We start from the raw sequence: 24,103 nt of genomic DNA, 5'->3' as shown, positions 1-24,103 counted from the left end.
AAGAAATACGCAAGCTGCAGCATTCGGATCGCAGCAAAGAGCTGGCGTCTTCGAACACAAGAATAGGATTTCAGATTGGAGACAGATTAACTAAATAAAACGCATAAATATTTCATAATTTTGTAACAAAATAGTCACTTTCTTGCCATGAAATGGATTTCTTACGGAGTCAATCCTTTTGTACAATAGAAAAGTGATTACATAACAGGGGGATTTCCGACATGTATAAATGGGCTTTGTTTGCACTATTGATCGTCTCAGGGGCATTGGGATTGGGCGTTCTTTTTGAAGAAATCTCGGTTCGGCAAGCCGCGGCGGCTGCGGAGAAAGCTTCGGGGCCAACGGTGAAAGTGGTTGCGACCAACTTCCAGTTCGACAAACCGGAATATACGGCCAAAGCCGGTGAAAAAACCAAAATCTCCTTTAACTCCAAAGAGGGCGCGCACGGACTTCATATTACCGGCGAAGGCGGCGTCGACATTAAACTTGATAAACAAACGACATCAGCCGATGTCACTTTGAAACCAGGCAAATATAATATGGAATGCAACATCCCATGCGGATCCGGGCATGCGAATATGAAAGCCGTATTGGTTGTATCCTAAAGAGAGGGGGGCGAAAGCTCCCTTTTTTTGTCTTTATGGTTGTGCGGTTTGATTTATACAAATTGGATAATTGATCGGGGTGGAGCGGAATGAGAACAGTTGACCTGATACAAAAGAAGAGGGACGGGGAAGAGCTGTCCACCGAAGAAATCGTTTATTTGGTGGACGGGTATACGAGCGGCAGGATTCCGGACTACCAGATTTCCGCTTGGGCGATGGCCGTTTTCTTTAAAGGAATGTCGGCGCGGGAAACCGCGGATTTGACAATGGCCATGGCCCGCTCCGGCGACCAGATGGATTTAAGCTCCATCTCCGGCATTAAGGTGGATAAGCACAGTACAGGAGGAGTGGGGGACACGACTACTTTGGTACTGGCGCCTTTGGTGGCCGCAGCCGGAGTGCCCGTTGCCAAAATGTCGGGCAGGGGGCTCGGCCATACCGGCGGCACGATCGATAAGCTGGAATCGATCGAAGGTTTTTCCGTGGAGCGAACCAGGGAGCAATTTATTGAACAGGTGAATACTGTAGGTGCAGCGGTCATCAGCCAGTCCGGGAACATTACACCTGCCGACAAGAAACTGTACAGTCTGCGCGATGTTACGGCTACGGTCAACTCCATCCCGCTCATTGCGAGCTCGATTATGAGCAAGAAAATCGCTTCGGGTGCAGATGCCATCGTACTGGATGTGAAGACAGGGGACGGAGCTTTCATGAAATCGCTGGACGATTCCATCGAGCTGGCGAAAGCCATGGTCTCCATCGGAGAGCAGGTTGGAAGAGAGACGATAGCGGTTATCACCGATATGGATGAGCCTCTGGGCGCTGCGGTAGGCAACGCGCTGGAGGTGCGGGAGGCGGTGGAAACGCTGAGAGGCCGCGGATCCAAAGATTTGGAGGAGCTGTGTCTCGACCTCGGCGGCTACATGCTGATGCTGGGAAGAAAAGCCGAGTCCATTGAGCAGGGCAGAATTGTGTTGAAAAAGCTGATCGAAAGCGGAGATGCATTCGAGAAGCTCAAGCAAATAGTCAAGGCACAGGGAGGCAATCCAGACGTGATAGAACATCCGGAGAAGCTTCCGGCCGCGAGAAGAATCCTGACCGTAGAATCGGCTGACGAAGGGTATGTCTCCCGGATTGCCGCCGAATCTATCGGTGCAGCGGCGATGATGCTTGGTGCCGGAAGAGCCACCAAAGACGCTGAGATCGATCTGGCCGTAGGGCTGGTGCTCCGCAAGAAAACCGGCGATGCCGTCGGCAAGGGAGAAGCGCTGGCTGACCTGCATGTAAACGAAGCGGATGAAGCTCTTCTTCAGCAGGTCATTGGGCGGGTGCGGGAAGCGTTCCAAATTACGGAGGAGAAGCCCACTTTCATTCCCCCGCTTGTTTACGCCGTCGTGACCAGGCATGGAGTCCAGCGAAAAGGTTAATAAGCGTCCTGTCGGAGGTTGTCCCAAAAGCGAGAATAATGCGCTGGAGGGGCAGTCTTTTTTTATGAGCGAAATGTGCTTCTACTAGATACAGTTCGTCCATACCTCTCTCAATCTGTGGAATAGAGTATAACAGGGAAACCAAAATTTCCCCAGCAGATGGTCGAAGGAGGTGAATACCGATATGTGCACGATTCCTCGTTCTGCCGATGTGGTAACAATTACTACCGTAAGGAATCCTTTTACAGGACTGCTTACTATTGCATCATTTTGCGTGATCGGAAGAGCCTGCCCCTGCAGACGCCTCTTATTTATCGGAGGCCGTGTCAGCCGGGCCAGAAGATGCCTTCTGAGACACGGTTTTGTACTGGTGTCGGTTTCCGGAAACGTTTTGGTGTTTAAACGTTCTCGCTGCTGCTGATGCCAGAGCCCCGATCGGAAGTAAGTTCCGGCGGGGCTTTTTTTCTTTTTCCATGTGCTGGAATATTCTTTCCCAAATCGGTCAACAATGGATAGCAGTCATGGTCATTGGCAGATTGAACATTTTCTATGGGGATAGATTAGGAGGGTACATACGACATGTTGAACAAATTGTGGAAAACGGTGCTCATTTTGCAAATGGTATTGATGCTTGCGCTTCCTTCCATCTCGGCTGCCGAAGAAGGTAAAGCGAAGGAAGAGAAGAAAGCCGCTCCTGCGGTGGATCTTGCTCCGAACGCGCAATCCGCCGTGCTGATGGATGCCGACACAGGCACGGTCATGTTCGAAAAGAACAAAGACGCGAAGCTGCCGCCCGCCAGCATTACCAAAATTATGACTATGCTGCTCATTATGGAGGCGCTGGACCAAGGCAAGCTGAAAATGGACGAAAAGGTCCGCACAAGCGAGTATGCCGCATCCATGGGGGGATCCCAGATTTTCCTCGAGCCCGGGGAAGAGATGACGGTTCAGGATATGCTGAAAGGGATTGCGATGGCGTCCGGCAATGACGCGTCCGTCGCAATGGCCGAGAAGCTTGCCGGTTCTGAAGAGGCTTTCGTTCAGATGATGAACGAGCGGGCCAAGCAGCTGGGAATGAAGAATACGCATTTTCTAAATCCGAACGGGCTGCCTGTCGAGAACCACTATACTACGGCCCAGGACATCGCCATCATGTCGAGAGAGCTGCTGAAGCATGGCAGTGTGACCCAATTTACGGGAACTTATCAAGACTATTTGCGCAAAGACACGACCAAGCCTTTTTGGCTTGTGAACACGAATAAGCTGGTGCGTTTCTACACTGGTGCGGACGGTTTGAAGACCGGATATACGAGCGAAGCGAAGTTTTGCCTGTCGGCGACCGCCAAACGGGAGAATCTCCGTGTCGTGGCTGTGGTGTTGGGAGAACCGAACACGAAAACGAGAAACGCGGAAGTGACCAAGCTTTTTGATTACGCGTTCTCCCAATATACAAACCAGCCGATTTTCAAAGAAGGCGACAGCCTGGGCAGCTTTAAGGTGAGCAAAGGGTCCGTCGCGGAGGTTCCTTTGACCGCCAAGCACCAGATCAGCGTCCTTATGAAAAAAGGAGACGCCAGAGACGGGCTGCGCCACGAAGTGGTGATCGACGATAAATTGAAGGCGCCTATTGCGGCCGGACAACCTATCGGCAAAATCATCGTCTACAAAGGCGACCAGAAGCTGTCCGAGTTTCCTGTGGAATCCCCGGTGGAAGTGAAGAAGGCGGGCTTGTGGACGCTGATGAAACGGACGGCGGCTCATATTTTTTTCATAAAATAAAATTCGCTCCTGTCAAAAATTAGCGGATCCCTTCTAGTTATAGCGCTTTTCTTCTAGTTTTGTCGGGAGGGCAGGATTCCACTTCGAAGTGTAGAAATCTATGTTCAAGACTGGAGAAGGAGTGTGCATAGATGGGTCTGCAAATCGAAATGGAGCACGCGCGCAAAGCGTTGATCGTCAGGCTGAAGGGCGAGCTTGATCACCATACCGCCGAATTTGTGAAAGCACGCATGGAAGAGGCCATTGAAAAAGGGGAACACAGCAACATTGTCCTCAGCATGAAGGACCTCTCTTTTATGGACAGCTCCGGATTGGGAGTCATTCTGGGAAGGTACAAGCAAATCAGCCAAAAAGGCGGCAAAATGGTTGTCTGCGACGTGCATCCCTCAGTGTACCGTTTGTTCGAAATGTCGGGCATGTTCAAAATATTGTCTATTCAAGAAAACGAGAGATCCGCGGTCTCCAGTCTGGAGGTCGTATCATGAGTGGACACAACCACATGACTCTGCAGTTCGCCAGCCGGTCGGAGAACGAATCGTTCGCACGGGTGACGGTCGCCGCCTTTGTCTCCCAATTGGATCCGACTATGGAAGAGCTCACCGATATAAAAACGGTCATTTCGGAAGCCGTTACGAATGCGATCATTCATGGCTACGACAACCGGGCCGACGGCGTGGTCACCATTTCGGCGGAAATCGACGGAGACCTGATCGTGCTATCGGTGGAAGACCGGGGAGCGGGAATTGAAGATGTGGAACAGGCCAAGGAGCCGCTTTATACTTCAAAGCCCGAGTTGGAAAGATCGGGAATGGGATTTACGATTATGGAGAATTTCATGGACGAGGTCCAGGTGGCCAGCGAGCCGGGCAAGGGCACCAAAGTGATGATGAGAAAGAGAATTGAATCGAAATCAGCGTTATTCAATTAGGGGTCGATGCTATGGATGTCGATTTGAAGCATGCAACGCACAGTTATTTGGACGATACCGAAGTCAAACGATTAATTGCTTTGAGCCAATCCGGCGATACCCTGGCGAGAGAAACTTTGGTGAACTGCAATATCCGGCTCGTATGGTCGGTGGTACAGAGGTTTCTGAACAGAGGATATGAAGCGGAGGATTTATTCCAGATCGGTTGTATCGGCTTATTGAAATCAGTGGATAAATTCGATCTGTCCTATGAAGTCAAATTCTCAACCTACGCCGTTCCCATGATTATCGGAGAGATCCAGCGGTTTCTGCGCGACGACGGGACGATCAAAGTGAGCCGCTCCCTCAAGGAACTCGCTAACCGGGTCCGCAAGACGAAGGATGAGCTGTCCAAACGGATCGGCAGGCTCCCGACCATTTCCGAAGTAGCGGAGGAGCTTGGAATTAGCCCGGAAGAGGTCGTTTTTGCCCAAGAGGCGAATAAGCCCCCTTCTTCCATACATGAGACCGTATTTGAGAATGACGGCGATCCGATTACACTGATGGACCAAATATCCGATGAATCCCAGGACAAATGGTTCGAGAAGCTGGCGCTGAGCGATGCCATCGGTACTTTGTCGGAGCGGGAACGCTTGATCGTTTATCTTCGATATTACCGGGATCAGACGCAATCAGAAGTAGCCCATCGACTCGGCATTTCGCAGGTCCAGGTGTCCCGCCTGGAAAAAAAGATACTGCAATCGATCAAGGACCAGATAGCGCAATGACTATCTCGGTCTTTTTTTATTCTCCGCTTGGAAAAAATGTCCTTCCCAAAGACTGACTATCCCGCATTTTTTTTCACATAATACAAGAAAGAGTTTTTTCCAAACAAGGACTGTGAAGGGAGAGAAAAGCAGTGGCGACTTCTCCTCCAACCTTATATATCCGTCTGCGCAAAAGAGTGCAGCTGGCCGCCGGGCGACCCGTTACATTGGGCCAAGTGTCCCAGATCCTCGTCAATTCCGAATGGGAGGAATCGTTAAGGAGCCTTCCTCTTTTGTATCCCAAACGTTCCGACGGCAACCTGCATCTTATCGATATGATGCTGATCGTGAAGAAAGTGAAAGAGCTGCTGCCCGAGCTTGTCATCGAACAATATGGCGAACCTCATGTGCTGGTGGAGTTTATCACCCGGCGGCGAAAGCCTAACCTGCTGCTTATTTCTCTCGTGTGGGTGCTTTTGTTCATAGGCTCGGGCCTGGCCATTATGAATTTTCACGCGGACGTCAGCATGCTTGCCGTGCAGCGGAAAATTTACGAGATGTTCACCGGGGAGTACATTCCGAACCCGCTGCTGCTGCAGATTCCTTATTCGCTGGGCATCGGTATCGGCATGGTCATCTTTTTCAATCATCTGTTCAAGAAAAAATTCAACGAAGAGCCGAGCCCTCTGGAAGTCGAGATGTTTACTTATCAGGAAAGCTTGAACCAGTACGTGATAACGGAGGAGTATAACCGCATCCACGGAGGAAAAAATAACCGCGATGATTGAGTGGAGCGAGTGGTTCGGGGCCGGACTTCTGATACTGATAGGCCTTGGAGGGGGACTGGTGGTAGGAAGCGGGTTCGTCGCTTTTCTGGTTGTGCTGGATATTATCCCGCGGCTCGCCCAGATTACGAAATCACGTCCTTACCTTAGCTGGTATGAAGGGGGGATTATCAGCGGTTCGGTTGTTTTTACGGTGGCGGATTTTTTTCATTGGCGCTTCCATTTGTTCCCGTGGACGGCGGCCTTATTCGGATTATTCGCCGGGGTGTTTGTCGGGATGCTTGCCGCTGCGCTGACGGAGGTGGTCAATGTGCTGCCGATTCTGGCCAAAAGGATAGGGATGGACTCTTATCTGATGTGGCTGCTCGTGGCGATTATCCTTGGAAAAGTGTGCGGTTCGCTGTTGGATTGGCTTTTATTCGCGAAGGAGTGATGGTTGATGGCAAGGATTATCAGAACGTGGGATTCGAGCGGGGAGAACGGAGGCGGCGTAGCGGCAGAGAAGGCGAACACGCCGCGGACCGGAGGCAGCGGAGCGGAGAATAATAAGAATGAGACGGAGAGCATCGCTTCCAACAACTTATCCGGCGGGGGAGCGCCCAAGGATGCGGTGAAGGTAGCGGAGCTTTCTTATTTGAAGGCGGGCTGGAAGAAAGGGAGCCCGGTCCGCACGGTTCAGAAGGTCGACTCGGCGTCATCCAAGACAAACGGCAAACAAGGCGGCACAGCCGCCGGGCGATCAGATTGGGCGCTCCCATCCGATGGAGACAAGCCGCCCGCCGAACCGCAGTCCAGGCAGGATAAGCGGCAGAATCGGTCGAAACATCAGGGTGATAACCAAGACCAGAATCAGGATGAGAAGGAAAACAGATCCAAGAAGGACAACAAGACCCGCTCCAAAGAAATTCTGACGGTCGAAGAAAAACGGTTTAAGGAAATGGAAGAAATTCCTAAATCCATGGAGCTTCTCCGCCGGGCATTGGAGGAACAGGTCGGACTGAACCGCAGCTTTGACGTTGTCCTCCGGGAAATGGCCATCGGCAACAGAAGGATTGCCTTCTTCTATTGCAACGGTTTTGCCAATAACTTGGTGTTGACCGATGTGTTGAACCGGCTCACTTATGTTAGCCAGGAAGAGTTGGAGCCGCATGCCCTGCAGGCATTGGAGAAACAATTCGTTCCCCATACGCAGGTGGAAAAAGTGTTCAAAATGCCGGAGATACTAAACAAAGTGCTGGCCGGAAGCACCGCTCTGTTTGTTGAACATGAACAGGCCGCGCTAGTTATCGACGCCAAGCAGTTCCCTGTCCGCTCTACAGAAGAGCCCGAACTCGAAAGGGTGGTAAGAGGCTCAAGGGACGGGTTTGTCGAAACGCTGCTGACGAACGTTACTTTGGTACGGAGAAGGATTCGCGATCCGCGGTTGAAGTTTGAGATGCTGCAGGTGGGAAAACGAAGCAAGACGGACGTCTGCCTGGCCTATATCGGAGACATAGCCGACATGAATCTGGTGGAGGCGGTGCGCGATAAAATCACCGGCCTGGAAGTCGACGGCCTGCCGTTAGCCGATAAGCAGCTTGAGGAAGCGATTCTCGGCAAAACCTGGAATCCTTATCCGGTAGTAAGATATACGGAGCGTCCGGATGTAGCCGCAGCCCATCTGCTCGAGGGGCATTTGGTGGTAATGACGGACACTTCTCCCAGCAATATGATCCTGCCCAGCACCTTCTTTCATCATGTCCAGCATGCAGAAGAATTCAGGGAGACCCCTCTGGTCGGCTCTTATTACCGCTGGGTGCGGTTTCTGGCCATGATGGCTTCCGTCGTGCTCATTCCGCTATGGATACTGCTCGTCTCCGAGCCTCATCTGAAACCGCCGGGACTGGAATTCCTCGGACCGTCCAAGCCGGCGAAACTTCCTCTGCTCGTCCAGTTTCTGATTGCCGAATTCGGCGTCGACATGATGCGGATGGCCGCGATTCATACACCGGGTCCGCTCGTCTCGGGCATGGCTTTCGTAGCGGCGGTGCTGCTGGGGGACATTGCGGTAAAGACTGGGCTTTTTGTCAACGAAGTGATTCTTTATCTGGCGGTGGCCACCATTGGCATCTTCGCCACCCCCAGCTATGAGGTTGGTGCTGCAAACCGGATCGTGAGGATCGTGCTCCTGGTGGCCGTCTCGATATTCAAGATCCCGGGGCTGGTCATCGGCTTGACTCTGTGGATTATTTTGCTGGCTGCTCAAAGGTCGTTTAATACACCATATCTGTGGCCTTTCATTCCTTTTAACCGTAAAGAATTGGTGCACATTCTGATAAGGAAGCCTTTTATGTCGTCTAAAAAAAGGCTGAGCATCACAAGGCCGAGGGATAAGACGAGAAAAGAGGAGTAGATTGGGGCACAGCAGCAGGCTTGATGAATACTTCCGCTCTTTTTTACAGCGGTGTATTGTCATAAAGCCGGGAATTGTGGTACTTTTACTGTAATGTCTGAGACCGCTTATATTCCTGCGCTGCAGGAGGCCGTCTCTAGGAAGAGAGGGACCGGTAATGTACTTGCATGGTACGAGCACAATTAACAGCAAAGGTCATTTAGAGATTGGCAAATGCGATACGACGGAGCTGGCCGCCAAGTTCGGCACTCCGCTTTATGTAGTGGATGAAGCGTTGGTGCGCAGCCGCTGCCGCGAATATATAGAAGCCTTCAGGGCTTCCGGCTTGAAGTTCCAGGTGGCCTACGCCAGCAAGGCTTTTTGCGTCATGGCGATGTGCCGGCTCGTGGAGGAAGAAGGGCTCTCGCTCGATGTCGTCTCCGACGGGGAATTGTATACTGCGCTGGAGGCCGGCTTTCCGGCCGAAAGAATTCATTTTCACGGGAACAACAAGACCCCTCAGGAGATCGAGATGGCAATTGATGCGGGTATCGGCTGCTTTGTGGTCGACAACGAGGTAGAGCTGCTCATGTTGAATGAGATTGCCGGAGAGAAGCGCCGCAGGGTGCCGATCCTGTTCAGGATCGCTCCCGGCGTGGAAGCTCACACCCACGAATTCATCTCTACAGGACAGAGGGATTCCAAGTTCGGCTTCGACCTTGAGAACGGTGCTGCCTACGAAGCGGTGAAAATGACCGCACGGCTGCCGCATGTCGAGCTGCTGGGCATCCATTCGCATATCGGCTCGCAAATTTTTGAAGTCGAAGGGTTTAAAATTGCCGCAGATAAAGCGGCGCAGTTCGCGTTTGAAGTGCGCGAGAAGCTGGGAGTCATCTTTAAAGTGATCAATTTGGGCGGAGGCTTCGGGATCCGGTATGTGGAAGGCGATACTCCGTTGGAAGTCGCCAGTTATGTACAAGCGATTACGCGGTCCATCCATGACAATTTTGCCGACAATGTTTATCCTATGCCCGAGATCTGGGTGGAGCCCGGCCGCAGCATCATTGGAGAAGCCGGAACTACTCTCTATACGGTCGGAACTTATAAGGACATCCCCGGTGTCCGAAAATATATATCCATTGACGGCGGGATGACCGATAACCCGCGTCCCGCGCTGTATCGGGCCGAGTATGAGGCTATGCTTGCCAACCGGGCCAATGACCCGAACGAAGAAACTGTGACCGTCGCGGGGAAATGCTGTGAAAGCGGCGATAAGCTGATCATCGATATCGACCTGCCCGAGGTGCGCACCGGCGATATTCTGGCTGTAGCCAGCACGGGCGCTTACAACTACGCCATGGCAAGTAACTATAACCGGCTGCGCCGGCCCGCTGTGGTGTTCGTCAAGGAAGGCCAGGCGGATATGGTTGTCAAAAGAGAGACCTACGAGAATCTGGTCGGCAACGACGTCATCCCTGAGCGGCTTCGGCAGTTTACCAAAACCGCAAAATAACTCTTAAGCCGCATAGAAAGAGGCCTTCCGGGCTGACGTTTGCGTCCGGTAGGTCTCTTTTGTATCTTTAGCACCATTTTTGCTCTGAAATTATGAGAACACTTGTTCTTATTGGAAATTCAAGGTACAATAAGGTTGTACAATTGAACCTTGGGTGGGTGCGGTTCTCCCGGGAAGGGAGGTGACGCCATGGACTTTAAAGACACGTTATCGCTGATGATCCTGTTCGGGAGCTTCCTTATCGCTCTTCTATCCTACATCGGCAACAACTTCAAGAGAAAGTAAAAACCCACCCCAAGGTTGACCGCCGAAGGTGGGTTTTCTTACCGGGAACTCAGACGAAAGAAATTCCATCCGAGCCTATTGTACAGGCCAAGTGTTCCAGCACTTGGTCTTTTCTTCCTTTATGTTAACATATTTAAGAGAACATTTCAACGAACAAGGATTTGTGCTCCCGCCATTTTAATAGTAGAATAATGAGGTAAAAGCGGAATAACCATTTTTTTGTTAAAAGGAGTGTACATACATGTCAAAACAAGCGAACATCACGATGGAAAACGGGGCCAAAGTCGTCATCGACCTGTTCGAAAAGGACGCTCCGAACACGGTGGCCAACTTCGAGAAGCTGGCGAATTCGGGATTCTATAACGGGTTGGTATTTCACCGCGTCATTCCAGGCTTCGTTGCCCAAGGCGGCTGCCCTGCAGGTACAGGCATGGGGGGCCCTGGATACACGATCAACTGTGAAATTAACCCGAACAAGCATGAACGCGGAAGCTTGGCTATGGCTCATGCAGGAAGAAACACAGGCGGAAGCCAATTCTACATCGCGTACGCGCCTCAGCCGCATTTGGACGGCCAGCATACCGTGTTCGGCAAAGTGGTCGAAGGCATGGACCAGGTGGACCAGTTCAAAGGCAGAGACAAGATGGAGAAAGTCGAAGTCGTGGAAGTATAAACATCGATGCAAACAGTAAAGAACCTTTTCATTTTGAAAGGGTTCTTTTTTCTGGAGCGAGATATGTTTTTGGGTAGAGTGTTATTTCAGGTTTTTGACGGATTATTGGCCTTGATTTCCTGATTTTGAGCCTACTCGTCAGAGGAATAAGAAGACGCCGCAACATCCGTTTAGCGTAAATTGTCGCATTAACTTTGTTGTGATTTAGGTGTAAAATAGCCCCCTCTCTATTTAGGCGGGGGTAGTTTCGTTTAATCCGATGCTGGACGGACGGGCAACGGACTTGCAATTTATTATTGAAGGTGTTAAGATTCACTCAAAGTTGGATGCTTTCACAGCAGCAATTATATATTCCTTCGGGGCAGGGTGAAATTCCCTACCGGCGGTGATGCCCGCAGTTTCCTTGTATGGGAAAGCTGCTCGCTCAGTCCGTGACCCGTGCCTGCTTTATGCAAAGCGGCCGGTGGATTCGGTGCAACTCCGAAACCGACAGTATAGTCTGGATGGGAGAAGGAAAACGGTAATCTCACTACTCATATTTATTTTGTGCTTTTTTTCACATGTAATGGGCAAGGGATAGTACGGCATACTTAATTGTCCTTCTTCGACAAGGCTTGGGGCTGGTTTATTTGGCCTCCCGCTTTATTTACAATTACCCCAATCCCTTTGTTTCGTTATCATGCAAGCACTTGTGGAATAGAGTCGACTTTGCCTTGTCCACCGATCCCGCGACAGCCCCTTCCTGAAGGAAGACGGGCTTTTTTTGCTTACTTGGATTGGGGAGGATGCCGCTTGGAAATGTTGAACGACGAAACGTACATGCGTATCGCTTTACAAATGGCTCAGGGGGCGCAGGGACAGACGGGCATTAATCCTGTTGTCGGATGTGTGATCGTCAAAGAGGGCAGGATTGTCGGAATGGGCGCCCACCTGAAGCGGGGAACTCCGCACGCGGAAATTCATGCGCTGCAAATGGCGGGCGAAGAAGCCGAAGGAAGCACCGTCTATGTTACATTGGAGCCGTGCAGCCATTACGGCAGGACCCCTCCCTGCAGCGACAGGCTGATCCGCGAGAAAGTGAAGCGGGTCGTTGTGGCGGCCGTGGACCCGAACCCTGCCGTGGCGGGCAGCGGCATCGCCAGGCTTCGTGAACATGGAATCGAAGTGGACGCAGGGCTGCTGGCCGATGAATCGGCACGGATGAATGAAATGTTCAATAAGTACATCGTCACCCGGATGCCCTTCGTTACGCTGAAAACAGCCTCCACCCTGGACGGGAAAATCGCCAGCCGCACCGGCGACAGCAAATGGATTTCTGGCGAGTCCTCCAGAGCTTATGTGCACACGCTGCGCCACAAGCATCAGGCGATTATGGCAGGCGCCGATACCGTGATTGCCGACGATCCGCAGCTGACTACCCGGCTGGAAGTGCCGGCACTGCATCCGGTGCGGATCGTGGTGGACTCGGAGCTGCGCATTCCTGCCGGTTCCAGGCTGCTGGGCGACGGGCTGTCTCCCGTGATCCTCCTGACGGTGGAGGAAGCTCCGGCGGATAAAGCAAAAGCGCTGCAGGACAAAGGAGCCGAGATTTTGTTCTGCGGACCGGGTCCGAAGGTGGATCTGGCTCTGGCTATGAAGCTTCTCGGCGAACGCGAGATCGGCTCGATCCTGCTGGAAGGCGGAGGCCGTCTGAACGGAAAGATGCTTGAGAAGAGGCTGATAGATAAAATGGTGCTGTTATTTGCGCCAAAGATTATCGGCGGAGAGTCGTCTCCGGGGAATTTTTCGTTTGCCGGCTATGAACGGATGAGCGAAGCTCTCCGCCTGGAGCGTACGAAAGTGGAAATGATAGGGGAGGATATTTGCCTGACCGGCTACCCCCGTTATTTTAACAGTTAGGAGTCGGTATCATGTTTACAGGGTTAATCGAAGAGATTGGCGTTCTGCGCAGCGTGCGGAGGGAAGGGCAGGCGATGGTGCTCGGCATCGAGGCGAGGCGCATCATGGAGGATATCCGCCTGGGCGACAGCATCTCTGTCAATGGGGTTTGTCTGACCGTGATCCGTTATGACTCCTCATCTTTCGCAGTCGATGTAATGCCGGAGACGTACCGCCACACGAGCCTGAAATTTATGCAGCCGGGCAGCAAGCTCAATCTGGAGCGGGCGATAGCGGCGGGAGGACGGTTCGGAGGCCATATCGTGCAGGGGCATGTGGATTCTACAGGCACAATCATTTCCAGAAAAACGGAGGAGAACGCCGTCGTATTTACGGTTGAGCCCGCCGACTCTTCCATACTTAAATATATAGTATCAAGGGGCTCCGTTACGGTTGACGGTATTTCTTTGACAGTCGTCGATGCGTCGCGTACCCAATTTAGCGTTTCCATCATTCCGCACACACTGTCGCAGACGATTTTACAAGGGAAAAAAGCAGGGGACCTGGTAAATGTGGAGTGCGATTTGATGGGAAAATATGTAGAAAGAATACTTCAGTACCAATCGGCCGAGCCTCCAGGGAACCGGAAATCCGGGGGATTAACGGAGCAGTTCCTGTTGGATCACGGCTTTGCTTGACAGACACAGGAGGTGGATGCATTGGAGAACCAAGATGGACATAAAGAACAATTCAATCAGATCGAGGAAGCGATCTACGATTTGATCCTGGGCAAAGTGGTGATCGTAGTGGATGACGAGGACCGCGAGAATGAAGGGGACTTCATCGCGTTGGCGGAAAAAGCGACGCCTGAAGTGATCAATTTCATGATCACCGAAGGGAGGGGACTCGTATGCGCACCCATAACGCAGGAACGAGCACGAGAGCTCGACCTTCCGCCGATGGTGAAGCACAACACAGATTACCACGGCACCGCGTTCACGGTTTCCATCGATCATATCGAGACGACGACCGGGATTTCCGCTTTTGAGCGTTCAACAACGGTGCGGGCTTTGCTCGATCCGGATACGAAGCCCTACGATTTCCGCAGGCCGGGCCATGTTTTCCCGCTGATCGCCAAGGACGGCGGAGTGCTGCGCAGAGCGGGCCACACCGAAGCGGCGGTCGATCTCGCCAGAATGAGCGGGGCGTATCCTGCAGGCGTCATCTGCGAAGTGATCAAGGAAGACGGCACCATGGCAAGGGTGCCCGACTTGTTCGAGATCAGCAGGAAGCACAATCTGAAAATTATAACAATCAGGGATCTGATCGCTTACCGCAACCAGAAGGAGAAACTGGTCAAACGCGAGGTGGAGGTCAAGCTGCCCACCGATTTCGGTACCTTTACCGCGATCGCATACACCAATACAATTGACGAAAAAGAGCATGTGGCCCTTGTCAAAGGCAAGATTGACCCTACATTGCCCACTCTGGTGCGGGTACACTCCGAGTGCCTGACCGGGGATGTGTTCCATTCCCACCGCTGCGACTGCGGCCCGCAGCTGGAAGCCGCCCTGAAACAAATTGACGAAGCGGGGTCCGGTGTGCTTTTATATATGAGGCAGGAAGGCCGGGGCATCGGGCTGATCAATAAATTGAAAGCCTATGTGCTGCAGCAGCAGGGATTGGACACCGTCGAAGCGAATATTAAACTGGGATTTGCGCCAGACCTGAGAGAATACGGCATTGGAGCGCAGATTCTCAAGGATCTGGGGATCCGCCAAATGAAGCTGCTGACCAATAACCCGCGCAAGATCACAGGGCTGGAAGGATACGGCCTGGAAGTGACGGAACGGGTTCCGATCCAGATGCCGGAGAACGAGGATAACACGAATTATCTGCATACCAAGAAGCTGAAGCTGGGCCATATGCTGCAGTTTGAGACCGATAAAGAGACCACAAACTAAAGGGGAGACCAACATCATGGCAAAAGTATACGAAGGCTATTTAGTTTCGGAAAATCTTAAATACGGCATTGTTGTAGGCCGTTTCAACGAATTTATCGGCAGCAAGCTGCTGGGAGGCGCACTTGACGCGCTAAAGCGCCATGGAGCGAAGGATGACGAAGTGGAAGTGGCATGGGTGCCGGGAGCTTTTGAAATTCCGCTGATCGCCCAGAAAATGGCTGAAAGCGGCAAATACGACGCGGTAATCACCTTGGGAGCCGTGATCCGGGGCTCCACGCCGCATTTTGACTATGTGTGCAGTGAAGTGGCAAAAGGGGTGGCGGCGATATCGCTGAAGACCGGAGTTCCTACGATCTTTGGAGTGCTGACCACCGATTCCATCGAACAGGCGATCGAAAGAGCGGGCACGAAGGCAGGCAACAAAGGCTGGGAAGCGGCTTCCACAGCGATCGAGATGGCTAATCTGGCGAAGCAGTTCCAGGCTTAATGAACCTGTCCTCGTTTTTTCAGCTCGACTCGTTGCTTTATCGGGTGGCGGCTTTTTTGCTCGCGGCGGCTGTACATGATTTCGCCCATTCTCTTGCCGCACTCGGCCTTGGAGACCGCACGCCCCGGGAACAAGGAAGGCTGACGCTGAATCCGCTCCCCCATCTGGACGTTCTGGGCCTCAGCATGCTGCTGTTCGGCCCTTACGGCTGGACGAGGACCTTACCTGTGCAAGAGGAACGGCTGAGTTCCCCGAGACGGGGTTCTTTGCTTTTGGTCTATCTCTCGGGTCCCTTGGCCAATCTGCTGCTCGGTATTTTGTTCTGGTGGCTGTATTTTACAGTACCCGCTTTAGTCTTGCAGGAAGGGAAGCCCGGCTGGTCCAATCAGCTGCTGGAGGGACTGATCCATTACGCTTTTATTGTCAACATCCTGTACTTCCTTATTCATATTATTCCGGTCTATCCTCTCGACGGCTGGTTTGTGGTGAAGAGCTGGTTTTCTGAAAAAGCGAAGCACGCCATTGAAAAAAAGGAACGTTTCGGGTTAATATTGGTTATCGCGCTGTTCGTGACGCCTATAGGCGAATTGGGGCTTGAACTTGGCTATCAAAAGGTAACTCAGCTGATCATGGACTTGTTCGCGCTGGGGAGTTAAAGGAGAAAGGGGTTCGCTGACGTGAAGGTACTGTACAAGTTGGGAAGTTTCGAAGGACCCCTTGACCTTTTGCTGCATTTGATCGATAAAGCCGAGGTGGATATTTACGATATCCCGATCAAAGAAATTACGGACCAATACATAGAGTACGTATCCGCCATACAGCAGCTTGAGTTGGACGTGGCCAGCGATTTTCTGGTAATGGCGGCGACGCTGCTGTCGATCAAAAGCAAGCTGCTTCTGCCCAAGCCTCCGGTTATGGAGTTCGACGGGTTTGACGATTTCGGCTACGAGGAGGATCTGGACCCGAGGGCGGAGCTTGTCCAGAAGCTGATCGAATACAAGAAATACAAGTTGATCGCAGACCAGCTGCGGGAAAAAGAGCTTGAGCGCAGCCTTGTTTTTACCCGGGAACCGGAAGATTTGACGCCCTATGTGCCCGCTGCGCCGGCAAATCCGTTGGAAGGGCTGCAGATCAAGGACCTGGTTGCGGCGTTTCAGAAAGCGCTGCGCAAAATGGTTGTCCGCAATACCGTCACCAAAATCCGCAGGGATGAAATTTCAGTGAAAGACCGGATGAAAGAAGTCATTTTCACAGTGAAGCAAAAAGGAGGACGTGTTCTGTTCTCCCGCCTGTTTGAGCAGCAAGCGACACGGGATGATATCGTGGTAACGTTTTTGGCCATCCTTGAGCTGATGAAAATGAAGCAAATCACCTGCTACCAGCACAGTTTATTCGACGATATCGTTATTCAAGGCCGAGAGGATGAGAAGTATGTTGAGCTTCCCGCAGATGAAATCCATTATTGAAGGGCTGCTGTTCGTAGCTGGGGACGAAGGTTTGGATGCAAAGCAGCTGTCGGAGATCATGGAAGTCGATGTCCAGATGGTGAAGGACGCGATCAGCCGGATGCAGGAGGAATTTCAGTCGCAGAACCGCGGGATTCTCGTGGCTGAAGTGGCGGGCGCTTATCAGCTTACGACCCATCCGGAGCTTGCCCCCTATTTTGAGCGGCTTGCCCAGTCCCCTTCGCGCAGCGCTTTGTCGCAGGCCGCGTTGGAGACGCTGTCCATTGTCGCCTACCGGCAGCCGATCACCCGCGTGGAGATTGAAGAGATCCGCGGAGTGAAGACAGAAAGGGCGCTGCACACGCTTGTTGCCAAGGATCTCATCGAGGAAGTGGATCGGGCCGATGCTCCCGGAAGGCCGATTCTATATGGCACGACCAGAACTTTCCTGGAGCACTTCGGATTGAATAGTATAAAAGATTTGCCGGATTCCACCCAGTTTGAGGCCGAGCTTACCCTGGAGGATGAGTCGCGCATGCTGTTCAACAAGCTTGACGAAGACGAGAACAGGCAGCAGATGACATTTGACGACATGCAGGAGGAGTAGCGTATATTTTTCCATGGCAGGGCTATACTAACTTCGATAAGCAAAGTAGAATCTCTTTGCGAATCGAAGTTTTTTCATGTTTGAAGGGTTCGGCAAAATATCGGGATATGATCCAATTAAATTATATCCGCGGGGCTGCAGAAAAGGAGGCGCCGATGATCTGGCTGGGGATTGCGGCGCTTTTGGCGCTGGTCGGACTGGCAGTGGTTTTTAGTCATATCCGTTTTCATTTTTACTTGGCGCGCGTAAAGGGCAGGGATGAAATCTATGTCAAGGTTAGTGCGCTGTATGGATTGATACACTACAAATACAAAGTGCATGCGATGCAGTTCATAAATTTTTTAGAGGGAAGCAGCAAAAAGTCCAGCCCTAATCAAGGGAATCCGGTGGAAACGGATGAAGATTCGCATATTAGTCTCGAGACTCTACAAAAATTATACACTCGATTCAGGGGGCTGCTTACCAAAACCTTCGTCCTTAAGGATTGGATTATGGGCACGCTCTGCCGGTTCCACTGCACGGAGCTCACATGGGAAACCCGGATCGGAGCGGGCGACGCGCCTGAAACCGCAGTGTCGACCGGCGCGGCGTGGGCGGTTAAATCGGCGATGCTCGCAGTCATTTACAGAGCCGTGGCGTTCGATATCCGGCCGCTGGTCTCCGTTACTCCCAAGTACAACCAGATCGAGTTTGCCACGGAGTTCAGCTGCAGGCTGAAAGTTCGGGTGTTCAGTTTGCTGGCGTCGATGTCCTTGCTTTTAAAGCGGCTCGGCAAAATCAAGGGCGGGTGGAAAATGTGGCACCGTGTCCTCTCCAACAAAGCTTAAAAAAAGCCCAGTTAGGCCGAACACATACTCTAACTCTTTTCAGGGCAAATTTAAAATGAAAATCAACGTATTCATTCTATCAGGAGGTAAATTCAAATGGAACATCCGATTCAGGGTTTAATGAAGACGGCGATGGAAAACATCCGCGATATGGTGGACGTCACGACGATAGTGGGAGACCCGGTTGAGACGCCGGACGGTACGGTTATTTTACCGATTTCGAAGGTTGGTTTCGGCTTTGCGGCGGGCGGCAGCGAATTTGCTACGGAGCTTGAGCAGGATTCGTCAGGCAAGTCGGGCGTGAATGACGGCCATAACGCCATGGTCGCTCTTCCTTTCGGCGGCGGCAGCGGCGGCGGCGTGTCGATCACCCCTATCGCTTTCCTCGTAGTTGGCGCGGCGGGCGTGAAAGTGGTTCCTTTGGACAATCAGACCCACATTATTGAAAGGATCATCGATTCCGCCCCTAACCTGGTGGATAAAATCCAGACGATGGTGAAGAAAACGGGCGGCAGCGCAAACACATCAGGAACAAGCGGATTGGACGGGAAGCAGAATGCGGGCAATCAGAATTTAATTATTTAAGCAGAAGTATGGTTTGAAAGCATCCATTGCACAGGCCAAGGCCGTCCTCCGGGGCGGTCTTTTTTTGTGCCGGGTGAGGCATACGCGCGATTTTCCCGCATAAGACAGGTCTATACGAAGATTTGTTTGGAGGAAAATCATGCTGCCTGTTCTTGTTCTTATTGTTACTCTTGCGATGCTGTTCGATTTCATCAATGGTTTCCACGATACGGCAAATGCTGTCGCCACTTCGGTCTCCACCCGGGCATTAAGTCCGCGCACGGCGATCGTGTATGCAGCAGGACTGAACTTTGCGGGCGCGGTGGCCTCCTCCGGCGTGGCCCAGACGATAGGGGGCGGAATCGCCAATCCCGCGGTCATGCCCCATGGAACCGAAATCGTCACCGCCGCACTCATCTCGGCTATATTATGGAACCTGCTCACATGGTATTACGGTATCCCGTCGTCCTCGTCCCACACGTTAATCGGTTCAATGGCGGGAGCAGTCGTGGCCGGAGCGGGTCCGGAATTTCTGAAATGGGAAGGCTTTTCCAAGATCATCCTGATCCTTATACTGTCTCCAATCGCCGCCTTTATCGCAGGGGTTATAGTTACGGCGGTTCTTCGCTATGTCATCGGTCTAGTAGGCAGTAAATCCCGAACCCGGTTAAGCCGCATTTTCAAAATGTTCCAGATCGCATCAGCAGGGCTTGTCTCCTTCTCACACGGCGGCAACGACGCTCAAAAGGCGATGGGGATCATCGTGTTCGGATTGGTTGCGGCTGATGTGCAGCCCGATATGAATGTGCCTTTGTGGGTCAAAGCGGGCGCAGCTGCGGCAATGGCGCTTGGCACGTCAGTCGGCGGCTGGAGAATCATCGATACGGTCGGAACAAAAATCGTCAAGCTTGAACCTGAGAGCGGATTCGCATCCGACCTGGCCTCATTCATCGTCATCCAAACCTCGACCGCGCTTAAGATGCCTCTTTCAACAACCCATGTCGTTTCCTCGGCCATTATCGGGACAGGCAGCGTTATTCGCCTAGGGGAGATCCGGTGGTCTACCGTGGTAAAAATGCTGCTCACATGGATCATTACCATTCCGGTTTCCGTTGTCCTGTCTTATCTGGTATATAAAATCCTGCACTCGCTCACCTGAATCAGCTGTTTAAAAGTGACGCAACTTAGCATTCATATCGGGGTGGGATAAGCATATACATGTACAAGCAGCAAAACCGTGATGAGCAAATCTGCCGAATCCGCCGCTTTTCGGGCAGCGCAGCGACTATAGGAGGAATTTATGAACAAAGCCGCTCTCCTGTGTACAACCGCACTCTTGTTTGCATTGGTCTCACCCTTCGGCCCGCCGGCTTCCGCCAAAGCCCCTGCCGTCTCCACGCACGCTCAGGGCGCCGCGTTAATCGACGTGAAATCGGGCCGCATCCTCTACAGCAAGAACGGGGATGCGCCTCTGAAAATAGCGAGCTTGACCAAGATTATGACGGCCATCGTCGCCATTGAGAACGGCGAAATTACGGATACGGTCACCGTGGGCAAGAACGCTTTCGGCAAAGAGGGCTCATCCCTCTACCTGAAACTGGGGGAGCAGATGAGCCTGCGCAACATGCTGTACGGCCTGATGCTGCGTTCCGGCAACGATGCCGCGGTCGCTATCGCCGAGCATGTGGGCGGCTCGGTGGAAGGCTTCGCCTACCTGATGAACGAGAAGGCCAGGATAATCGGGATGGACCATTCTTATTTTGCCAACCCCCATGGGCTTGACGACAGCAAGGAGCATCTGGCTTCAGCGAACGATATGGCCAAGCTGGCCGCCTATGCGCTCCAGAATCCTGTTTTCCAGGATATTGTTAAAACTAAAGTGAAGAAGGTGCCCAATCCGAATGAAAGCTGGGATTATACCTGGTTGAACAAGAATAAAATGCTGTCTTTCTACGAGGGCGCCGACGGAATCAAAACGGGATATACGAAGCTGGCCAAACGCTGCCTTGTCTCATCTGCCACCAGAAACGGCCAGCAGCTTGCCGTTGTCACACTGAACGACGGCGACGATTGGGAAGACCATAAACGGCTGCTTGATTTCGGCTTTGGCAATTATCCTTTGCTCCGGGTTGCGGAGAAAGGGAAGGGGGTGGAGGGCAGCAGCCTCGTCGCCGGCAGTTCGTTTTATTATCCGGTCACCGAAGAAGAAAAGCCTCTTATATCGACCAAGATCGCCATGAGCAAGCCCGGTTCGTCTGAGTACAGGCTTGGAGAGCAAGGCCGGCTGACCGTTATGCTGGAAGGAAAAGAGGTGGGCAGCGTGCCTTTGTACACCCCGAATTCGCCTCTGCTCAAAGTGCCGGAAAAATCGGCTTTTCAATTCGTGGAAACCGTCGAGAATGCGTCTAGCACAAGCCGCTGGGTGAAGGTATGGAAATCGGTATGGAGAGCATTGTTCGTTCTGCACTAAACGGCGGATGCCGTTTGATATGAGAGGTGGGGCAAATGGTTAACTACATCTGGTTGTTCTTTATCGTATCGGGTTTTGCCGTGGCGGCCGCCCAAGGAAATATCGACGGAGTCACCGCGGCCGTTTTTGACGGGGCCAAATCGGGGGTTACGGTGTGCTTCGGCCTGATCAGCATCCTTGTATTCTGGCTAGGGATCATGCGGATCGCGGAAGATGCGGGCCTGCTGCAGAAGGTGGCCAATTTGCTCGGGCCTGTCGTCCGGTTCCTTTTTCCAAGCGTGCCCCGCAATCATCCGGCCTTGGGATATATCATGTCGAATATGAGCGCGAACATTCTGGGCCTGGGCAACGCCGCTACTCCGATGGGAATCAAGGCGATGCAGGAGCTGCAAAATTTGAACCCAAACAAGGAAGTTGCCAGCCCGGCGATGTGCACTCTGCTCGCGCTCAACACATCCAGCATTACGCTCATTCCTACCACCTTGATCGCTATCCGGATGAATTTTCATTCGCTCAATCCCGCCGAGATTGTGGGCACCACGCTGCTCGCTACGGCAGTCGCGACGATTGCCGCCATTGTGGTCGACAGGTGGTACAGGCGGTCCTATCATCCGGGTAATCCGCCGAAGAAAGGATGATGGGACGTGTATTCTCTCGTGTCTGCGATCTCCGCCTGGGCGATTCCCGTCATTGTCGTGTTCATCCCCCTGTACGCCGCCTTCCGCCAGGTGCCGGTTTATGAGTCGTTTGTGGACGGGGCCAAGGAAGGCTTCGACACCGCTATCAAAATTATGCCTCATTTGGTGGGAATGATGGTCGCGATCAGTGTGTTCCGGGCTTCCGGAGCGATGGACCTGTTGATCTCCTGGATGAATCCTTTTCTCGAATCCATTGGCGTTCCCAGCGAGGTGCTGCCTCTTGCTTTTCTCCGGCCGATTACGGGGGCAGGCTCATTGGCGTTTACTGCGGATCTCATCCAGCAGTTCGGCCCGGATTCAATGGTGGGCAGAATCGCCTCGACCATCCAGGGCAGCACCGATACGACTTTGTATGTGATCACCGTTTATTTCGGCGCGATCGGCATCCGCAAAGCGGGATACGCCCTGAAGGTCGGCTTGATATCGGACGCAGTCGGCTTTATCGCCTCGATCATTATTTGCTACCTCGTATTCGCTTAAGAAGGAATTGCCGGCCAACTTGTGATTTCCATGCGGGACGGGTATCATTAGGCTAGAGGTGAAGTTCGATTCATGGAAAGATTACAGAAGGTTATGGCCGAGGCCGGCGTCGCTTCGCGCAGAAAATGCGAGGAGATCATTTCCGCGGGAAGAGTGCTGGTGAATGACGAGCCGGTGACGACTCTCGGAATCAAGGTCGATCCTGCGGCGGATGTCATTAAAGTGGACGGCAGGACACTGCATTTGCAAAAAAAAATCTACTTGATTTTCAACAAACCGAAAGGCGTCATTACGAGTGTGACCGATCCAGGGGGCAGGAAGGTCGTAACGGATTTTATCAAAGGCATCAAGGAAAGGATTTATCCGGTTGGGCGCCTGGATTATGATACGGAGGGCTTGCTTCTGCTGACCAACGACGGAGAGTTCGCCAACTTGCTCACGCATCCCAAGCACCATGTGCCCAAAACCTATTTGGCTACGCTGAAAGGAGTGCCGCACGGCACTCTGCTGGACAAGCTGAAGCAGGGGGTGCAGCTGGAGGACGGCATGACGGCGCCCGCGGAAGCGGAATACCAGGATATCGATCCGGAAGGCAAGCAGTCGGTCATCAAAATTACGATCTATGAGGGACGCAACCGGCAGGTGCGCCGCATGTTTGAAGCCATCGGCTTCCCCGTCGCCAAGCTGAAGAGGGTTCAGTTCGGGCCCATTGCGCTGTCCGGCCTGCCTAGAGGCAAGTATCGGGTCTTGTTGCCCAACGAGATTAAAGAGCTTAGGGACGCGGCTTTAAGGACACACAATATTCAAAAAGAACAATGAGTGTCGAGGCGAAATTTAGCTATAATGGGATTAGCTGCATGCTCTTTGAGGGACTGCGGCGTAATCCCCTTTTGTTATGGAAAGGTATGTGGTCATCCCTATGGGCAAGAATAGAAAGTGGCTTCAAATGACCATTCTGGCGGCTGTGTTTGTGATCGGCGCACTCACTATCATAAGCAGCATGTATTCAAATAAAAAGGCTGCTTCCGAGGGGACGAAGGCACCTGATTTTACGCTGACCGCTTTAAACGGAGACACCTACAAACTGTCTGAACTGCGCGGCAAGCCCGTTATGCTGAACTTCTGGGCCACTTGGTGCCCTCCCTGCGAGAGGGAAATGCCGGCCATTCAGAGCCAGTACAGTAAATGGAAGGACAAAGGCTTCGTCCTGCTGGCGGCGAATATGGGGCAGAACAAGCTGACGGTCGGCGATTTTGCGGACAGGCATAAGCTCACCTTCCCTATCCTGCTGGACACCAAGGAAGAAGTACGCAAAAGCTATAATGTCACCCAATATCCTACGACGGTTTTTATTCATCCGGACGGAAAAATTTACAAAGTGAAAATTGGCGAAATGGACGAAGCCTTCATCAATGAGACGCTTGCCGGGATGCAGGGGAGGTAGAGATCCATTCTAATACAGAATACGAAATGCGAATGCGGGCACCAGAATCCTGTAGGCACGGTATTATGCGAGTCCTGCGGCAAACCGCTGGATGAAGGCGGCGCAGACTTCCCTCTTGAGATGAGAT

27 protein-coding genes and 1 riboswitch are annotated in these 24,103 nt (G+C 52.4%); all 27 genes read left to right on the top strand.

Annotation, left to right across the window (positions count from 1 at the left end):
* Nucleotides 1–221: 221 nt before the first annotated feature.
* The 27 genes from ACZ5N7_RS07640 to resA all read left to right on the top strand — a co-directional run bounded on the left by ACZ5N7_RS07640 (nt 222) and on the right by resA (nt 23,976).
* Complete coding sequence (locus ACZ5N7_RS07640; protein ID WP_464658508.1) at nt 222–605, top strand: cupredoxin domain-containing protein; 384 nt, start codon at nt 222–224, stop codon at nt 603–605.
* Between the two features lie 89 nt (nt 606–694).
* Nucleotides 695–2,032 carry a pyrimidine-nucleoside phosphorylase gene (locus tag ACZ5N7_RS07635; RefSeq protein WP_464658507.1) on the top strand — a complete coding sequence of 446 codons (1,338 nt, stop codon included), beginning with the start codon at nt 695–697 and terminating at the stop codon, nt 2,030–2,032.
* Between the two features lie 579 nt (nt 2,033–2,611).
* Nucleotides 2,612–3,811, top strand: a complete 1,200-nt coding sequence (locus ACZ5N7_RS07630) for a D-alanyl-D-alanine carboxypeptidase family protein (RefSeq protein WP_464658506.1) — start codon at nt 2,612–2,614, stop codon at nt 3,809–3,811.
* A 131-nt stretch (nt 3,812–3,942) separates the two neighbouring features.
* On the top strand, nt 3,943–4,296 hold the full coding sequence (gene spoIIAA, locus ACZ5N7_RS07625) for an anti-sigma F factor antagonist (RefSeq protein ID WP_464658505.1): 354 nt from the start codon (nt 3,943–3,945) through the stop codon (nt 4,294–4,296).
* A complete protein-coding gene (gene spoIIAB / locus ACZ5N7_RS07620) occupies nt 4,293–4,739 on the top strand; it encodes an anti-sigma F factor (RefSeq protein ID WP_464658504.1) in 447 nt (148 codons plus the stop codon). Before spoIIAA ends, spoIIAB begins: the two co-directional genes overlap by 4 nt.
* A gap of 11 nt (nt 4,740–4,750) precedes the next feature.
* On the top strand, nt 4,751–5,506 hold the full coding sequence (gene sigF / locus ACZ5N7_RS07615; protein ID WP_464658503.1) for an RNA polymerase sporulation sigma factor SigF: 756 nt from the start codon (nt 4,751–4,753) through the stop codon (nt 5,504–5,506).
* Between the two features lie 131 nt (nt 5,507–5,637).
* A complete protein-coding gene (locus tag ACZ5N7_RS07610) occupies nt 5,638–6,273 on the top strand; it encodes a stage V sporulation protein AA (protein ID WP_464658502.1) in 636 nt (211 codons plus the stop codon).
* The gene (locus ACZ5N7_RS07605; protein WP_464658501.1) at nt 6,266–6,703 is read left to right on the top strand and encodes a stage V sporulation protein AB; all 438 of its coding nucleotides are present in this window, start codon (nt 6,266–6,268) and stop codon (nt 6,701–6,703) included. Before ACZ5N7_RS07610 ends, ACZ5N7_RS07605 begins: the two co-directional genes overlap by 8 nt.
* A 6-nt stretch (nt 6,704–6,709) precedes the next feature.
* Entirely contained in the window at nt 6,710–8,662 is a 1,953-nt protein-coding gene (locus tag ACZ5N7_RS07600) for a spore germination protein (protein ID WP_464658500.1), read from the top strand.
* A gap of 157 nt (nt 8,663–8,819) precedes the next feature.
* Complete coding sequence (gene lysA, locus ACZ5N7_RS07595; RefSeq protein WP_464658499.1) at nt 8,820–10,154, top strand: diaminopimelate decarboxylase; 1,335 nt, start codon at nt 8,820–8,822, stop codon at nt 10,152–10,154.
* Nucleotides 10,155–10,343: 189 nt separating this feature from the next.
* Nucleotides 10,344–10,439 (top strand): putative holin-like toxin, encoded by a 96-nt coding sequence (locus ACZ5N7_RS07590; protein WP_464658498.1) that lies wholly within the window; start codon nt 10,344–10,346, stop codon nt 10,437–10,439.
* 241 nt (nt 10,440–10,680) lie between these two features.
* Nucleotides 10,681–11,112 (top strand): peptidylprolyl isomerase, encoded by a 432-nt coding sequence (locus ACZ5N7_RS07585; RefSeq protein WP_464658497.1) that lies wholly within the window; start codon nt 10,681–10,683, stop codon nt 11,110–11,112.
* A 348-nt stretch (nt 11,113–11,460) separates the two neighbouring features.
* Nucleotides 11,461–11,631, top strand: a riboswitch (FMN riboswitch).
* Between the two features lie 279 nt (nt 11,632–11,910).
* Entirely contained in the window at nt 11,911–13,011 is a 1,101-nt protein-coding gene (gene ribD, locus ACZ5N7_RS07580) for a bifunctional diaminohydroxyphosphoribosylaminopyrimidine deaminase/5-amino-6-(5-phosphoribosylamino)uracil reductase RibD (protein ID WP_464659187.1), read from the top strand.
* Nucleotides 13,012–13,022: 11 nt separating this feature from the next.
* The gene (gene ribE, locus ACZ5N7_RS07575) at nt 13,023–13,688 is read left to right on the top strand and encodes a riboflavin synthase (protein WP_464658496.1); all 666 of its coding nucleotides are present in this window, start codon (nt 13,023–13,025) and stop codon (nt 13,686–13,688) included.
* A gap of 21 nt (nt 13,689–13,709) precedes the next feature.
* Complete coding sequence (locus ACZ5N7_RS07570; protein ID WP_464658495.1) at nt 13,710–14,954, top strand: bifunctional 3,4-dihydroxy-2-butanone-4-phosphate synthase/GTP cyclohydrolase II; 1,245 nt, start codon at nt 13,710–13,712, stop codon at nt 14,952–14,954.
* Nucleotides 14,955–14,970: 16 nt separating this feature from the next.
* Nucleotides 14,971–15,441 carry a 6,7-dimethyl-8-ribityllumazine synthase gene (gene ribH, locus ACZ5N7_RS07565; protein ID WP_464658494.1) on the top strand — a complete coding sequence of 157 codons (471 nt, stop codon included), beginning with the start codon at nt 14,971–14,973 and terminating at the stop codon, nt 15,439–15,441.
* Complete coding sequence (locus ACZ5N7_RS07560; RefSeq protein WP_464658493.1) at nt 15,441–16,097, top strand: site-2 protease family protein; 657 nt, start codon at nt 15,441–15,443, stop codon at nt 16,095–16,097. The genes ribH and ACZ5N7_RS07560 overlap by 1 nt, the downstream gene beginning before the upstream one ends.
* Nucleotides 16,098–16,118: 21 nt before the next feature.
* Nucleotides 16,119–16,907 (top strand): segregation and condensation protein A, encoded by a 789-nt coding sequence (locus ACZ5N7_RS07555; RefSeq protein WP_464658492.1) that lies wholly within the window; start codon nt 16,119–16,121, stop codon nt 16,905–16,907.
* Nucleotides 16,876–17,493 carry an SMC-Scp complex subunit ScpB gene (gene scpB, locus ACZ5N7_RS07550; RefSeq protein WP_464659185.1) on the top strand — a complete coding sequence of 206 codons (618 nt, stop codon included), beginning with the start codon at nt 16,876–16,878 and terminating at the stop codon, nt 17,491–17,493. The genes ACZ5N7_RS07555 and scpB overlap by 32 nt, the downstream gene beginning before the upstream one ends.
* 155 nt (nt 17,494–17,648) lie before the next feature.
* Nucleotides 17,649–18,320 (top strand): DUF2953 domain-containing protein, encoded by a 672-nt coding sequence (locus ACZ5N7_RS07545; protein ID WP_464658491.1) that lies wholly within the window; start codon nt 17,649–17,651, stop codon nt 18,318–18,320.
* 96 nt (nt 18,321–18,416) lie between these two features.
* Nucleotides 18,417–18,905 carry a GerW family sporulation protein gene (gene ytfJ, locus ACZ5N7_RS07540; RefSeq protein WP_464658490.1) on the top strand — a complete coding sequence of 163 codons (489 nt, stop codon included), beginning with the start codon at nt 18,417–18,419 and terminating at the stop codon, nt 18,903–18,905.
* Between the two features lie 139 nt (nt 18,906–19,044).
* Nucleotides 19,045–20,043, top strand: coding sequence for an anion permease (locus tag ACZ5N7_RS07535; RefSeq protein WP_464658489.1), 999 nt, complete (start codon nt 19,045–19,047; stop codon nt 20,041–20,043).
* Between the two features lie 141 nt (nt 20,044–20,184).
* Entirely contained in the window at nt 20,185–21,354 is a 1,170-nt protein-coding gene (locus ACZ5N7_RS07530) for a D-alanyl-D-alanine carboxypeptidase family protein (protein ID WP_464658488.1), read from the top strand.
* Between the two features lie 35 nt (nt 21,355–21,389).
* Nucleotides 21,390–21,992: a nucleoside recognition domain-containing protein gene (locus ACZ5N7_RS07525; protein ID WP_464658487.1), complete on the top strand. Its 603-nt coding sequence runs from the start codon at nt 21,390–21,392 to the stop codon at nt 21,990–21,992.
* Between the two features lie 6 nt (nt 21,993–21,998).
* Nucleotides 21,999–22,532: a spore maturation protein gene (locus ACZ5N7_RS07520; protein WP_464658486.1), complete on the top strand. Its 534-nt coding sequence runs from the start codon at nt 21,999–22,001 to the stop codon at nt 22,530–22,532.
* A 72-nt stretch (nt 22,533–22,604) separates the two neighbouring features.
* Nucleotides 22,605–23,351, top strand: coding sequence for a pseudouridine synthase (locus tag ACZ5N7_RS07515; protein ID WP_464658485.1), 747 nt, complete (start codon nt 22,605–22,607; stop codon nt 23,349–23,351).
* A gap of 100 nt (nt 23,352–23,451) precedes the next feature.
* Nucleotides 23,452–23,976, top strand: a complete 525-nt coding sequence (gene resA, locus ACZ5N7_RS07510; RefSeq protein ID WP_464658484.1) for a thiol-disulfide oxidoreductase ResA — start codon at nt 23,452–23,454, stop codon at nt 23,974–23,976.
* The last annotated feature ends 127 nt before the right edge of the window (nt 23,977–24,103 follow it).

The sequence above is a fragment of the Paenibacillus sp. JCM 18996 genome, assembly GCF_055392555.1.
This window is presented reverse-complemented; position numbering and strand designations above follow the sequence as displayed.